This is a genomic window from Pseudodesulfovibrio sediminis (genome assembly GCF_020886695.1).
Taxonomy (GTDB): domain Bacteria; phylum Desulfobacterota; class Desulfovibrionia; order Desulfovibrionales; family Desulfovibrionaceae; genus Pseudodesulfovibrio; species Pseudodesulfovibrio sediminis.
The window spans coordinates 1-13465 of record NZ_AP024485.1; the positions used below are offsets into that span (position 1 = coordinate 1).

The window sequence follows — 13465 nt, forward strand, 5'->3', positions numbered from 1 at the left end:
TATGGGTTTCATGGATTCTGCAACTATATCAATGGTTTGTTTGTTATAATCATTGTCAAAAACCTCGGCCTTTCTTTTGGCTCATTTTGGATAACACGAATTGTCTCAGATACGACTATACACTATTCCAACCGACATGATCGATACTGCCTGGAAGCAAATACTTCACTCACTTGAAAAGAGCCTGAACCCCAATCTGTATACAGTTTGGATTAAGCCTCTGCAGGGACGCGTGGACGGAAATAAACTGATGCTCATAGCGCCCAATGAATTTGTAGCAAACTGGGTCCGTGACCGTTTGCTGCAGGTTATTCGTGAAGCTGCCGCTTCTGTTCTGGGAGGCGAACCACGTATCTCCATAAACGTGAGCAACGTGAAACCTGCCAAGCGAAAACCCCGTTCGGTGCAGCCGAAAAAGGTTGTACAGGAAGCAGCGCCAAGACATATCGGGTTGCCCCTGGATCAGCCTCGACCTCTTGTCGCACCCAACTGGCGTTTCTCCTTTGATGATTTTATTGTTGGGCCATCCAATGAACTGGCCTGTGCGGCGAGTAAATCCATCAGCAATACATTTTTTAATTCCGACCACCTTTTTTTGAGTTCCGGTCCCGGGTTGGGCAAGACGCATCTCCTTCAGTCTGTCGGACAAAGTCTCTGCAAATCCTCCCATCGTAAGAATCTGCGTGTGGCCTGTCTCTCCTCCGAAGAGTTCGCGACCCGTTGGGTGTTGTCCTTCAAGTCAAGACAGGTTGATCAGTTCAAGGCGCAGTTCAGGGATGGTATTGATGTCCTGTTGCTGGAAGATGTCCACTTCTTCCAGGGCAAGGAAAAAATGCAGGAAGAGCTGTTGTGTACGCTCACGGCTCTTCGTGAGCGCGGGTGCAAAGTGGTCCTGACCAGTTCCTTTATGCCCAAGGAATTTTCCGGTGTTGATGACCGGCTGGTTTCCCGGTTCTGTTCCGGGTTCCTGGCACACATCAACCGCCCGGACATGGAGACCCGCCGTCGGATCGTCATGGAGAAGGCGCGCAGTCTTCAGGTGGATGTCCCTGTTGAGGTTACGGAACTCTTGGCCGAACGGATCACGACAGATATTCGTCAACTGGAAAGCTGTCTGAACAACATGGTGCTCAAGGCGCGTCTGCTGAATCGGGCCGTGACCTTGAACCTGGCCTGGGAAGTACTCGAAAACTATGCCGTGCAGCATTCGGCCCCGGATTTTGCCCATATCATTGATTTCGTCTGTACAAGCTACAGCCTGTCCGAAGAGGAGTTGAAGTCCAAAAGCCGCAAACGACAGGTCGTTCTGGCACGAAACACGGCTTTCTTCCTCGCGCGCAAACACACGGAGCTTTCTCTCAAGGCTATCGGTGAGCGGCTGGGCCGCAGGCATTCCACCGTGCTCAAAGGCATCACTAAACTGGAACGGGAAATTTCAATGCAGACCCCGCTGGGTCGTCAGATCGAGAACACGGCACAGAGGCTCACCCCCTAGCACAGCCGTCGGCACAACGCCCCCCATAAATTCCCCTGGAAGCGCAATGGCATCAGTCTCATGAATTCAAGCGGTTTCAGGGGGATTTTTTTGTTCTATGGTCAGGTGAGTGTCGACGCGGAATCAGGAGGCTGGCGGTGTGCAGGAGAAAATCTGGAAGGCGCTATTCCGTGCCGTTTGGTTTACCGAACCCGCCACCACCTGGAGTTTCCAGTCGGATGTGATCGCCTTGTTGCGCGGTTCGATGAAATTTCCCCGGCAGTATTTCCTCGACCCCGTTATGGGTGAGGACGTTTCGGCCAGGCTGACCAGATTCGCCTCCGGCAATGCCGAACGGACCGCGCTTTCGTCTTTCCGAGAGGACGGTTATTTCGCAGTCAGTCAGCAGTTCGATATCTCTGATCATGCCGTCACCTCCGGCATGGAAGCCGTCTCCGCCAGTGCCTCGTCTGACAGCATAGGTGTGCACCCGGAAAGGGTAGGCGTATTCCAGTGCTTCAACAGGGGTGTTGAGGGTGTTGGTCATGTGTGAGTGTACGGCTGATTCGCCGTCAGCGTCCCGAGAACCGCCCATACCACCAGCCAGAGTCTCGTAGTAGGCAAAGGGCGCTCCCCGCCATTCTCCGCCGATTGTCAGGTTGTTCATGGTCCCCTGGCTGGCCGCGGGCATGGCATCCGGCATGGCCTGGGCCAAAGCGCCGAGAATCACGTCCACCAGCCGCTGTGAGGTCTCCACGTTGCCCCCTGCCACGGCAGCAGGGAACCGGGCGTCCACGATGGAGCCGGGTCTTGTCACAACTTCGATGGGGCGCATGCATCCGGCGTTGGCCGGAATATCCCGCTCTGCCAGCGAACGGAAGACGTATAGCACGGCGGACAGCGTAATGGCACGAACTCCGTTGACGCTGCCCTGAACCTGATCGTCGCTGTCGCTGAAATCCAGTTGGGCGGTGTCGCCGTTGATGGTCATGGAAAGATGGATGGCGATGTCTGTGGTGCCCATGCCGTCACCGTCGAGAAAGTCCCTGAATGTATAGGTGCCGTCTGGCACGGCAGCGATACCAAGACGGGTGATGCGTTCCGAGTAGTCCATGAGCGCACCGGCATAGGCCTGGCAGGTTTCAAGACCATATTTTTCAATACATTCGGTCATGCGACGCACACCTGTGACATTGGCCATGAACTGGGCGGAAAAATCCCCTTCACGCTCGGATGGAGTGCGGACGTTGTTGAGGACCAGACGCATGAGTCCGGCGTCTGTGGTGCCCTGCTTGATGATCTTGACGGGCGGGATGATCAGTCCTTCCTGAAAAAGCGAGGAAGAGAGGGGCATGGAGCCGGAGGCCATACCGCCAACGTCCGCATGGTGGGCGCGGTTGGCCACGTAGAAAGCAGGCGTGTCCATGCCTTTGGCAAAGACCGGCGCCACTATGGTGATGTCCGGGAGGTGAGTGCCTCCCTTGAACGGGTCGTTGAGCATGACCATGTCACCCGGAGCAAAGCCTTCCGTTTTGCCCACGGTCTCCATGGCGGATTTGACGGACAGCGGCATGGAGCCGAGATGCACCGGGATATGCGCGGCCTGGGCAATCATGTCGCCGTGCTCATCAAAAACGGCACAGCTCAGATCCTGACGTTCCTTGATATTGGGAGAAAAAGCGGTCTGGGTCAGGGTCACCCCCATCTCTTCGGCAATGGACGAAAATCGGTTCTTGAAGACTTCGAGGAGGATGGGGCTGATCTGCATGGCGACTGGTTCCGGTGGTTATTGGTTCCTCAGTTTATCCAGCCGTTTTTTAGCTGCCTCCGGGTCCAGGCCGCGTTTTTTCGCTATCTGGGGGAGGTTGTCTTCGGCATCCGTGGGACGGACGTAGACAGGGTCCATTGAGTCGGCGGAAGCAACTGCCTGAATACCTGCTGCGAGCAGGGTGTCTGGTGAGGGGGTGTCCCACTGGGCATCCAGCAAGGTGTATCCGGTGTTGGCGGCGGCCAGTTCCGCGAAGAAATCAGGGTTCTTGCGCAGGCCCGATCCCATAAGGGTGGCGGTATTGCCAAGCTCGGCCATGCGAGCGGCAGCGTCCTTCAATGTGAATGACATAAGAGGGGCGGTTTCGACCAAGGTGGGCGCCTCAAAGGATTGGGAATAGACCAGGCCGCGCCGTGCATAGGTCAGAACATGCAGGGGGCCAGTCACGAGCGACGCCGGTCCGCTGGCAAGTAGAGGGAGGTAGTCCACCCCCGCCAGAGGCAGGTCGTGGCCCGCGGCAATGCCCTGCGCGGCGGCCAGAACCACTCGGAGGCCGGTAAAGCTGCCGGGGCCGCGGACACAGGCTATTTTTGCCAGCGCATCAGTGGTCACACCGAATCCGTCCAGCGCGGCCTTGATGCCGGGAACGAGAACCTTGAGCGACTGGCGTGGCGCGTGCCATTGACGGGCCGCGAGCACGCTGTAGCCGTTCGGTCCGGGTTCACCCAGAACTATCTGCAACCGCTCCTCGGACCCGCACAGGGCCAGGACGAGGCGGTCCGGTTTATGGCAGGAGACGGCGGACATCGTTGAACACTGCCAGAGACATGAGCAGAAGGAGCATGAGCAGACCAAGACGCATGGCTCGTCCCTTCCACTTTTCATTGAGGGGGCGTCTGAACACCATTTCAAGGACGAAAAAGAGAATGTGCCCACCATCAAGTACCGGAATAGGCAACAGGTTGATGATGGCCAGGTTGACGGAAATGAGCGCCATCATGGAGAGCAGATCGTAGATGCCTTTCTCGGCTGACTCACTAACCATCTGGGCGAGCATGATTGGTCCACCGACCTTCTCCACCGGAATGAGTCGTTCGATGATGGACAGAAAGCCTTTGACCACGACCATGGACATGCCCCAGGTGTGCATGAGAGCGGCTTCGGCGCCTGATCCGTCTACGGTTTCATAGCGGATCTTGCCTCCCTGATTGATGCCGACCATGGGCACGGTGACGGTCTCACCGAAGAGATTCTTGAAGGTGTTGATCTTGGGTGTCACCGTCAACGTGAGCTGTTCGCCTGCACGGTCAACGACCACTGCAAGGGATTTCCCCTCGGCCACCCGGATGGTTTCCACCATCTGGTTCCAGGAGACAATGGCGTTGCCTTCAATGGTGGTGATGAGGTCGTCCTTCTGAAAACCGGCAGCCGCCGCCGGACTGTCAGGCAGTACACCGCCGACAGTGGGCAGGATGACTGCCTGTCCCTGCGCCAGTACCAGGAACCAATAGATGATGAAGGCAAGCAGAAAATTGAACAGTGGACCGGCGGCCACCACGCACAGACGCTGCCATGCAGGGCGGTTGCTGAAAAGTTGGTCGTCCGGGAAGTCTGCTTCCTCTTCGCCTTGCTCTCCGGCCAGGGCGACATACCCCCCAAGGGGCACAGCGGACAGTTTGTATTCGGTTTTTCCCGAAGTGAAACCGGCCAGCTTGGGGCCGAAGCCGAGAGAAAAGGTCTTCACTCCCATGCCAAGCAGGCGGGCAATAGTGAAATGTCCCAACTCATGGAAGAAGATAAGACCGCCGAGGACGGCTATTATGGCGACAACGCTTGTTATCATGGTTTCCTCATAGGCCGCGGGGGTTGTTTTGGCATGCGGCTCGGATCAATATAAGCATTTTTGCGGTTTTGGCTAGAGGGCGGCGCGCGTCTGTTCCCGTACTTCCCGGTCCAGCGCCAGCACGGCCTCAGGCGTGGATACGTCCACACTGGTATGTCGGTCAAGTCCGGCCTCAATCATGTCCGGGATATCCAGGAATCGAATGGTTTCATTGAGGAACGCGGCCACAGCGACTTCATTGATGGCATTGAGCACGATGGGATGGCTTGGTCCGGCAGCATAGGCTTCCTGAGCCAGACGAAGGCACGGGAAGGCCTGCAGGTCCGCTTCCTCAAAAGTCAGATTGCCCACCTGAGCGAGGTTGAGCTGCGGTACGTCTACCTGCACGCGATCAGGAAAGCACAGGCAGTGCGCGATGGGCACCTGCATGTCGGGGTGGCCGAGATGGGCCAGTTGCGAACCGTCAACATACTCAACCAGCGAATGGATGATGGATTGGGGGTGGACCACCACGTCCACCTGCTCCGGCGGCAGTCCGTAGAGATGACAGGCCTCGATGAGTTCGAGGCCCTTGTTCATGAGCGTGGCGGAATCGATGGAAATTTTTGCGCCCATATCCCAGTTGGGGTGAGCCAGCGCCTGGTCGCGGGTGACGTTTGCGAGGAACCGTTTGTCCTTGCCTCTGAAAGGGCCGCCTGATGCTGTCAGGATGAGGCGTTTGAGGTCTTCGTCCTTGCCGTGTCCGGCAAGGCCCTGGAACAAAGCGTTGTGCTCGGAGTCCACCGGCAGGATGATCGCGCCTGAGGCGGAGCAGGCCTCCCGAATGATGTGGCCGCCCAGAACCAGCGATTCCTTGTTGGCCAGACCGATCATCTTGCCCGCTTTTGCGGCGGCCAGTGTGGGGCCGAATCCCGCTGCGCCGACAATGGAGGAGAGGACGCAATCCACTTCTGTCAGGGTTGCGAGTTCTTCATATCCTGCGGGGCCGATGAGAATTGTGGGTGAATAGCCTGTGGCGAGGTTGTCGACAAAAATCTGTCTGGTCTGTTCGTCAAGGACGCAGGCATGTGTCGGGCGAAACTCATTGCACAACTCGGCCAGTTTGGCGCCGTTGCGTCCTCCGGCCAGTGCCGTGACAATAAACAGGTCAGGGTGTTTTCGGATGACCTTGAGGGCGCTGTCACCGATGGACCCTGTGGCACCGAGGATGCTGATGGAGCGCGGAAAGTCCGGTAGGTCGGAAGTTCCGGGCCAGGAAGAAATATATGTTTTCACAACGAGTGTCCGCCGACAGGCTATTTGAAGAACGGGTGGAACAGAGAGATGATACCGAAGGTCGGGGCTGCCAGGAGCAGGCTGTCCACGCGATCGAGCAGGCCGCCATGGCCGGGCAGGATGACGCCGGAATCCTTGATATCCAGAGTGCGCTTCAGTGCGGATTCGAAGAAATCGCCGAATTGGGCGGCGATATTCAGGAGTGCGCCGAGCAGGAGCCACTTCCACCAGGCGACTTCGGCAAGACCAAAGGTCATGCCGTAGGCGGTAACGGCGCCCATGCACACAGTCAGGCCGCCGATGGAGCCGGCCCACGATTTCTTGGGGCTGACCCGGGGCCAGATCTTCTTTTTCCCCCAGAGCGAGCCGGAGTAGAAAGCCGCTGTGTCCGAGGCGGCAGCGGCCAATATGACCAGAATGATGCCCCACGGACTCATGGTAAGAAAAAAGTGAAAATTCAGCGGGATATAAATGAGGCCGGCCAGAAAGATCGCTGCGTGCCGGTAGGATGCGGTGACGTCCTTGTTGTATCTGACGAGAAAGACGAACCCTGCGGCCCAGAAAGCGATGAGCAGGACCACGGCGGGATATTGGACCTTCCCGGTGGTGAAGGCACCAAGCAGGAGGAAAGTGAAGGCCGCTCCCAGTGACTTGAAAGCCGTCATGGACTGCACCGGGCGGAACATGGAGTAGAATTCCCAGAGTGTCAGTACGGAGAAGAGGGAGAGAACCGTGAACAGAACCCATCCCTGGAAGAACAGGGCCAGGGCTGGCAGAATCGCCAGGCCTATACTCGTGGCGATTCTTTTTTTGTGTGGGGAAATATCCATAAGTTATTCAGTGGTTGCCTGTGTTGTTGTAGGGTAAGCGATTTTATTTCGTGTACGCTATTTGACGGATGGGGGCAATATAACACGTGACTGATGCCCGAATCGTCTGCAGGCGTTACTGATCATCGATCTGTTCAGCGGTTTTGCCGAAACGGCGTTCTCTGTCGTTCAGTTCGTCAATGGCCTTTTCCAACTCGGTGGGCGAGAAGTCCGGCCACATGATGTCCGTGAAATAAAACTCGGAGTAAGCGCATTGAAAGAGCAGGTAGTTGGACAGCCGCAGTTCACCGCTGGTGCGGATGATCAGGTCCGGGTCCGGCTGACCTGCGCTCCAGAGTTCTTCGGCAAAGGCTTCTTCTGTGACTTGGTCCGGGGCGATTCCCTTGGCGATCAAGGATCTGGTCGCGCGCAGGATCTCATCCCGTCCCGAGTAGTTGAGTGCCAGATTGAGCACCATGTCCGTACAGTCTCTGGTCTGGCGCATGACATGTTTGATGACTTGGCGAACCGCCGTGGGCAGCCCCTCAAGATCGCCCAGAATATTCAGGCGGACACCTTCCTGCTTGAGGCTTTTTTCTTCTCTTGTGAGGAACTGGGTTAGCAGTTCGAAGAGGGTCTTGACCTCACTCTTCGGACGTGACCAGTTTTCCTTGGAAAAGGTATAGAGCGTGAGGTGCTTAACCCCCAACTCACGGCACCGTGTGACCACGGCGCGGGCTGTTTCGGTTCCGGCCCTGTGACCTTCTGTCCGTTTCAGCCCGCGCTGTTTGGCCCACCTGCCATTGCCATCCATGATGATGGCTATATGGTCGGGAATATTTTTTTTAATCAATGGATGGTCCTGCTAGATTGCGAGGATTTCCTTTTCTTTTTCAGCCAGGGAGGTATCAGATGCCTTGACGTAGTCATCGGTCAGTTTCTGGACCTCGGTCTCTCCGTGCTTTCTGTCATCTTCGGAGATGTCCTTGTCCTTTTCCATCTTCTTGAGGGCGTCGTTCATATCGCGGCGCACGTTCCGGATGGCGATCTTGGCATCTTCCGTGTACTTCTTGGCAATCTTGACCAGATCCTTGCGTCGCTCCTCGGTCAAAGGAGGAATGGCGATGCGGATGATCTTGCCGTCGTTGACTGGATTCAGTCCGAGATCGGAAGCCATGATAGCTTTTTCAACCCCACCGAATGCGCCCTTGTCCCAAGGTTGTATGGTGATGGTCTTGGAGTCGGGAACAGACACAGAGGCGAGCTGATTGATAGGCGTGGGAGTGCCGTAGTAGTCTACGATGATCCCATCGACCAGGCTGGTTGTGGCGCGGCCCGTGCGCAGTTTGGAAAATTCTTTTTCAAGAGAGGTGATGGCACCTGCCATCCGTTTTTTTCCATCATCAAGTACGGTTTCCATATTATTCTCCTTGGACAGTCGTTCCTATGTTTTCGCCGTTGGCAGCCCTGCGGATATTGCCATCCTTGTACAGGTTGAAGACGATGATCGGCAGGTTGTTGTCCCGAGCCATGGAAATGGCTGTGGAGTCCATGACGCCGAGTCTTTTTTCCAGGGTTTCCATGTATGACACGGTTTCGTATTTGACTGCATCATCATGGATGTTGGGGTCTTTGTCATACACGCCGTCGACTTTTGTGGCTTTGAAAATGGCGTCGCACTTGAGTTCCAGTGCACGCAAAGCCGCTGCGGAATCGGTGGTGAAGTAGGGGTTGCCTGTACCGGCGGCACAGATGACCACGCGCCCTTTGTCCATATGACGCAGCGCACGGCGACGGATATACGGTTCGGCCACATCAGCCATTTGCAGTGCGGTCATGACACGGGTGTCACAGCCGTTTTTTTCCAGTGCGTCCTGAACGGCGAGGGCGTTCATGACAGTGGCCAGCATTCCCATGTAGTCGCCCTGTGCGCGATCCATGCCTTTGGCGCTGGCAGCCATGCCGCGGAAGATGTTGCCTCCGCCGATGACGAGAGCCAATTGGAGGCCTGTTGCGGCAACTTCAGCGATTTCCTTGGCAAATTGGCCGATAGCTGTCGGGTTGATGCCAAACTGTTGTTCTCCGGCGAGGGCTTCGCCGCTGAGTTTGAGTAGAATTCGCGAGTACTGCGCGTTATCCATTATTACCCCTGCGTGTATGTTATTGGTGGAAACAAATCTCGCCCAAAGGCGATAGCATGTTTTTCGGATAAAAAAAACGGGCCGTGAGGCCCGTTTTCATTTTTTATAAGCTCGTCAACTATTCGGCTTTTTCACCGAGAGCGAGACGCTGGAAGCTGGCCACTTCGGCTCCGCCCAGGATCTGCTTGATGGTCTGCTTGTCGTCCTTGATGAAGGCCTGCTCAACGAGACAGACTTCTTTGTAGAACTTGTTCAGGCGACCGGTAACGATCTTTTCAGCGATATTTTCGGGCTTGCCTTCGTCCATGGCCTGCTTGAGGTACAGGGCCTTTTCCTTCTCCAGAGTCTCGGCAGGGAGCTCGTCGGAAGTTTTGCAGGCGGGGTTCATGGCTGCGACATGCATGGCAACGTCCTTGGCAATGTTGTCGTCATCAGTACCGGTCAGCTCGACGATGGCGGCGAGCTTGTTGTTGGAGTGCACGTAAATGCCGAGCACGCCATCGGTAGTGATTTTGGCAAAACGGCCAACACCCATGTTCTCGCCCAGCTTGGCGATGAGGTCGGTGACGTCGGCAACTTCGGCAGGCAGGTCGTCTGCGTTACCGGTGGTGACGTCCAGGCCGGCGATCTTCTCGGACAGTGTTGCGGCAAAACCGGTGAAGTCGTCGCCTTTGGCAACAAAGTCGGTTTCACAGAGCAGCTCGGAAATGACAGCGGTCTTGCCATCTTCGGAGATGTAAGGAGTGACCAGGCCCTCGGAGGTGGCGCGGCCAGCTTTCTTGGCAGCCTTGGACAGGCCCTTCTCACGAAGGTACATGACGGCTTTTTCTTCGTCTCCGCCGGATTCAACCAGGGCTTTCTTGCAATCCATCATGCCTGCGCCGGTCTTTTCGCGCAGCGTCTTAACTTGTGCAGCAGTGATAGCCATTATTATTTCTCCTCAGCAGGGGCCTCAGCTTTTGCTTCAGCCTTCTCTTCGGTTTTGGGCTCAGCTTTGGCCTTTCTTTCTACCTTGGGAGCATCAGCCTTGGGCTCGGCCTTGGGAGCGGCGGCTTCCTTGGCGGCTTTGGCTTCAGCTTCGGCTTTGGCAGCGTAGTCTTTCTGCATGGCAGCGCCTTCGAGGCAGGCATCGGCCATGTGAGTGGCGAACAGCTTGATGGCGCGGATGGCGTCATCGTTGCCCGGAATGATGTAGTCAACCATGTCGGGATCGCAGTTGGAGTCAACGACAGCGACAACCGGGATACCGAGTTTGCGGCATTCCTGGATGGCGATCTGCTCACGCTTGGGATCGACGACGAACGCTGCGCGGGGCGCTTCGTTCAGGTCCTTGATGCCGCCCAGAGCCAGATTCAACTTCTTGACCTCGCGGTTCATGCCCACTGCTTCCTTCTTGGTGTAGCGGGAAATGGAACCGTCTTCGAACATCTGCTCAAGGTGCTTGAGGCGGTCGATGGATTTCTTGATGGTCTGGAAGTTGGTCAGGGTGCCGCCCATCCAGCGATGGGTGACGAAGAACATACCGGCGCGCTCGGCTTCCGATTTCATGGATTCCTGAGCCTGACGCTTGGTGCCGATGAACAGCACTTTGCCGCCCTTGGCAACAGTGTTGACGATGAAATCGTGAGCGGTAGCAAACATTTTGACAGTCTGCTGAAGGTCCATGATGTGGATGCCGTTACGAGCGCCGAAGATGTAGGGGCGCATTTTGGGGTTCCAACGGCGGGTCTGGTGGCCGAAGTGGACGCCGGTCTCCAGCATCTGCTTCATAGTAACATAAGCCATACTAATCTCCTGGGTTTTTCGTCCATCCTGCGTTCCAATAAGGAGCCCGTACCGATACGGACCACCCGGAGTTATGGGCAGGATGTGTGAATTTGAAGTCGGGGGTACTTAGCGCATTCCTTGTGGGTTGGCAAGTGCTCTGCACGTTTTTTTCAGGTTTCTCCATGGGGAAAAGCCGAGGGCTACTCGCCGAATGCCTGCGCCATGAGTCGTTTTCCCAGTCCGCCGAAATCCATGGGGGCATAGCCGAAGACCTCGTTCCAGACTTCGGTGGATTCCATGCAGAAGTAGAGCTGTTTGTCCATGCCGTGTTTGCGCAGACGATCGACCATGAAGGTGAATTGTTCCACGCGCAGAGGGCGCAAGAGACGGGCCTTGCCATCCAGGCCGGGTACAAATTCATTATATATGTACGTAGTGTCAGGGAAGTTGTCCGCGATGATGGGGTTCAACTGCGGCATACAGCGGAAGGAACCGATGGACATGTACGCGATGTTTTCGGGCTTCACATAGTCGAAGATCATGTCGATGATCGCACCATAGCCTTCCTTCCAGCCAGGGTAATGGATGACGGGATCGAAGTGCAGGCAGACTTTGAAGCCGGCTTCGGCACAGGTCCTGGCGGCTTCGAGGCGTTCTTTCAAGGAGGAAACGTCGAATTCTTCATGCTCATTGATAAAGGGGGCATTGAGCGACCATGCGGGCAGGATGCGGTCCGTGCGTGACGTGGCATCCATCCAGGTCAAGTCCACGACCTTGGATTTCAATTCAAGGACGACATTGTCGTATTGTTCAAGAAATTCAATAAGATTATGGCTGTATCCTGTGAGATGTTCCAGTGCCAGTGAATCCGTGAACTCGCCTGTTCCCACGCGATACCGCGTCTTTCTGTCCGCACCAAATGAGTTGCCCAGCTCGGTGAACAGGTCGTTTTGATTGGCCCATATTTTCAAAACCCGATCCTGAAAATACGCCTGCAAGATGCAATAGGAGCACGCCATGGGGCAGTTCTCGCCAATATGAATAATGCGGTAACCGCAACAGTGATAGGCGCGAGTGCCCGGGCAGAAACGGAGGAACTTCCCTTTGTATTCCTTGAGGTACAAGGCCTGTGTATCGCCTTCGTCAAACTCCACGCGGTCCTGTTCCGAAGGGACGACTGTCCATGGAATGTCAGCCTGTGTGGTGCCGGAGAGTTTCTCACGGACCCGGTTGGCCATGGGGGAATCCTGCATGGTTTCATCCACGAATACGTGGCCGATCTTGCGAAGGTGGCGGGGGAGCCGTTTAGTCATTGCCACCGCCCAAATTCCATATTTTTTTCCAGGCAGGGGCCTCGGCCATGGATGTGAGCTCTTCCACGGCCTGTTTGAGTTGGGCCGTGTTTTTTACCTGTACGATCAACTCACTGCCGCCGGTTTCGAAACTGTTGGGCTGATGCATGCGCCAGCGGGTGCCGGTGGTGATTTCGCCCGCTGCCGTGGCGAATGTGGTCTGTAGAGCGGAAAGTTCAGGGTAGCGGGCCAGTCTGGCTGCTGTGGAGATTCTGGCAATGGCATCCTTGGGCGACAGGCCCAACTGCAGTATTTCAGTGATCCCCGCCTGTTTCATGACGACTTGCACTGGCGCGTCAATCATTCTGGAGGTCTCAAACAGCCAGTTCAGGACATTGATCGCATTGGAGCGTGACCAGGAAAAACCGGTGAACAACGGTTCGACATGGCGGAGATCCTCCTGGCTCATTCTTTTGAGCGGTGTGGCGGAGGCCAGAGGGATATTGCCGGATTCCAGCAGGGCCTGCCATTGCTCAGGCATGTCGAGCCAGGTCAGCAGGAGTTTGGCATCCTTTGATTTGGGCTTGATTCCGAGACGGGGCAGGATGTCCGCTTTCACCGTGCGGCAGTCCATGAACGGTGCAAAGTATTTGAGTGCCTTGAGGCGCATGCCGTCATCCAGCACTCGGTGACCGTTGTCGGCCAGATAGAGCAGCCCCATTTCGACAGGAGAAACGTCCTCGACCATACGGGCAAGCACGGGGTTACCGAGGGCTGTCTGGACGGTCAGCCGGGCCATCCCCGCGATGAGCGTCAGCCCCTTTTCGGATTCGCAGGTCAGTACCGGTGCGGACTGGCCAAATTCCATAATGGATTTTTGTAATGATTCCTGAATGCTGTCGGTCCAAAACAGGTGTGATCCCGTGCACTCGATGCTTGTGGTTGAAGCTGTAAATATTTCGTTGGAAAGATGCAAATTCCGCTCCCGGCTGATCCTGTTCTGTTTGATCTAACTGTTTGTAATTATAGTTGATTGTAGAAAAAAAGACACAAATGTGTCAAAAAAACTTAATAATGTGAATAAGATATGCTACGG

13 protein-coding genes are annotated in these 13465 nt (G+C 55.9%); 1 reads left to right on the forward strand and 12 read right to left on the reverse strand.

Annotated features, from left to right (window positions below; genetic code table 11):
- The first annotated feature begins 136 nt into the window (after positions 1-136).
- Complete coding sequence (gene dnaA / locus SRBAKS_RS00005) at positions 137-1495, forward strand: chromosomal replication initiator protein DnaA (RefSeq protein WP_229597021.1); 1359 nt, start codon at positions 137-139, stop codon at positions 1493-1495.
- A gap of 163 nt (positions 1496-1658) precedes the next feature.
- Here dnaA and SRBAKS_RS00010 read toward each other — a convergent pair whose 3' ends face one another.
- The 12 genes from SRBAKS_RS00010 to SRBAKS_RS00065 form a co-directional block, all read right to left on the reverse strand.
- Positions 1659-3242 (reverse strand): hydantoinase B/oxoprolinase family protein, encoded by a 1584-nt coding sequence (locus SRBAKS_RS00010; RefSeq protein ID WP_229592321.1) that lies wholly within the window; start codon positions 3240-3242, stop codon positions 1659-1661.
- 18 nt (positions 3243-3260) lie between these two features.
- Positions 3261-4049 carry a tRNA (adenosine(37)-N6)-threonylcarbamoyltransferase complex dimerization subunit type 1 TsaB gene (tsaB, locus tag SRBAKS_RS00015; protein ID WP_229592323.1) on the reverse strand — a complete coding sequence of 263 codons (789 nt, stop codon included), beginning with the start codon at positions 4047-4049 and terminating at the stop codon, positions 3261-3263.
- The gene (rseP, locus tag SRBAKS_RS00020; RefSeq protein ID WP_229592325.1) at positions 4027-5085 is read right to left on the reverse strand and encodes an RIP metalloprotease RseP; all 1059 of its coding nucleotides are present in this window, start codon (positions 5083-5085) and stop codon (positions 4027-4029) included. The genes tsaB and rseP overlap by 23 nt, the downstream gene beginning before the upstream one ends.
- Before the next feature lie 72 nt (positions 5086-5157).
- Positions 5158-6360 (reverse strand): 1-deoxy-D-xylulose-5-phosphate reductoisomerase, encoded by a 1203-nt coding sequence (gene dxr / locus SRBAKS_RS00025; protein WP_229592327.1) that lies wholly within the window; start codon positions 6358-6360, stop codon positions 5158-5160.
- A gap of 20 nt (positions 6361-6380) precedes the next feature.
- On the reverse strand, positions 6381-7190 hold the full coding sequence (locus tag SRBAKS_RS00030; RefSeq protein ID WP_229592329.1) for a phosphatidate cytidylyltransferase: 810 nt from the start codon (positions 7188-7190) through the stop codon (positions 6381-6383).
- A gap of 115 nt (positions 7191-7305) precedes the next feature.
- Positions 7306-8022, reverse strand: a complete 717-nt coding sequence (gene uppS, locus SRBAKS_RS00035; protein ID WP_283816499.1) for an undecaprenyl pyrophosphate synthase — start codon at positions 8020-8022, stop codon at positions 7306-7308.
- Between the two features lie 12 nt (positions 8023-8034).
- Positions 8035-8589: a ribosome recycling factor gene (gene frr, locus SRBAKS_RS00040; RefSeq protein ID WP_229592331.1), complete on the reverse strand. Its 555-nt coding sequence runs from the start codon at positions 8587-8589 to the stop codon at positions 8035-8037.
- 1 nt (position 8590) lies between these two features.
- A complete protein-coding gene (gene pyrH, locus SRBAKS_RS00045; RefSeq protein ID WP_229592334.1) occupies positions 8591-9310 on the reverse strand; it encodes a UMP kinase in 720 nt (239 codons plus the stop codon).
- 118 nt (positions 9311-9428) lie between these two features.
- Complete coding sequence (gene tsf, locus SRBAKS_RS00050) at positions 9429-10238, reverse strand: translation elongation factor Ts (protein WP_229592336.1); 810 nt, start codon at positions 10236-10238, stop codon at positions 9429-9431.
- 2 nt (positions 10239-10240) lie between these two features.
- The gene (gene rpsB / locus SRBAKS_RS00055; RefSeq protein ID WP_229592338.1) at positions 10241-11095 is read right to left on the reverse strand and encodes a 30S ribosomal protein S2; all 855 of its coding nucleotides are present in this window, start codon (positions 11093-11095) and stop codon (positions 10241-10243) included.
- A gap of 182 nt (positions 11096-11277) precedes the next feature.
- Complete coding sequence (locus SRBAKS_RS00060) at positions 11278-12390, reverse strand: SPL family radical SAM protein (protein ID WP_229592340.1); 1113 nt, start codon at positions 12388-12390, stop codon at positions 11278-11280.
- Entirely contained in the window at positions 12383-13345 is a 963-nt protein-coding gene (locus SRBAKS_RS00065; protein WP_229592342.1) for a hypothetical protein, read from the reverse strand. Before SRBAKS_RS00065 ends, SRBAKS_RS00060 begins: the two co-directional genes overlap by 8 nt.
- Positions 13346-13465 lie beyond the last annotated feature (120 nt).

Coding starts and splice junctions, on each gene's coding strand:
- rpsB (WP_229592338.1), bottom strand. CDS start 11,095: ATGGCTTATGTTACTATGAAGCAGATGCTGGAGACCGGCGTCCACTTC.
- tsf (WP_229592336.1), bottom strand. CDS start 10,238: ATGGCTATCACTGCTGCACAAGTTAAGACGCTGCGCGAAAAGACCGGC.
- rseP (WP_229592325.1), bottom strand. CDS start 5,085: ATGATAACAAGCGTTGTCGCCATAATAGCCGTCCTCGGCGGTCTTATC.
- frr (WP_229592331.1), bottom strand. CDS start 8,589: ATGGAAACCGTACTTGATGATGGAAAAAAACGGATGGCAGGTGCCATC.
- dnaA (WP_229597021.1), top strand. CDS start 137: ATGATCGATACTGCCTGGAAGCAAATACTTCACTCACTTGAAAAGAGC.
- SRBAKS_RS00030 (WP_229592329.1), bottom strand. CDS start 7,190: ATGGATATTTCCCCACACAAAAAAAGAATCGCCACGAGTATAGGCCTG.
- SRBAKS_RS00010 (WP_229592321.1), bottom strand. CDS start 3,242: ATGCAGATCAGCCCCATCCTCCTCGAAGTCTTCAAGAACCGATTTTCG.
- tsaB (WP_229592323.1), bottom strand. CDS start 4,049: ATGTCCGCCGTCTCCTGCCATAAACCGGACCGCCTCGTCCTGGCCCTG.
- pyrH (WP_229592334.1), bottom strand. CDS start 9,310: ATGGATAACGCGCAGTACTCGCGAATTCTACTCAAACTCAGCGGCGAA.
- SRBAKS_RS00060 (WP_229592340.1), bottom strand. CDS start 12,390: ATGACTAAACGGCTCCCCCGCCACCTTCGCAAGATCGGCCACGTATTC.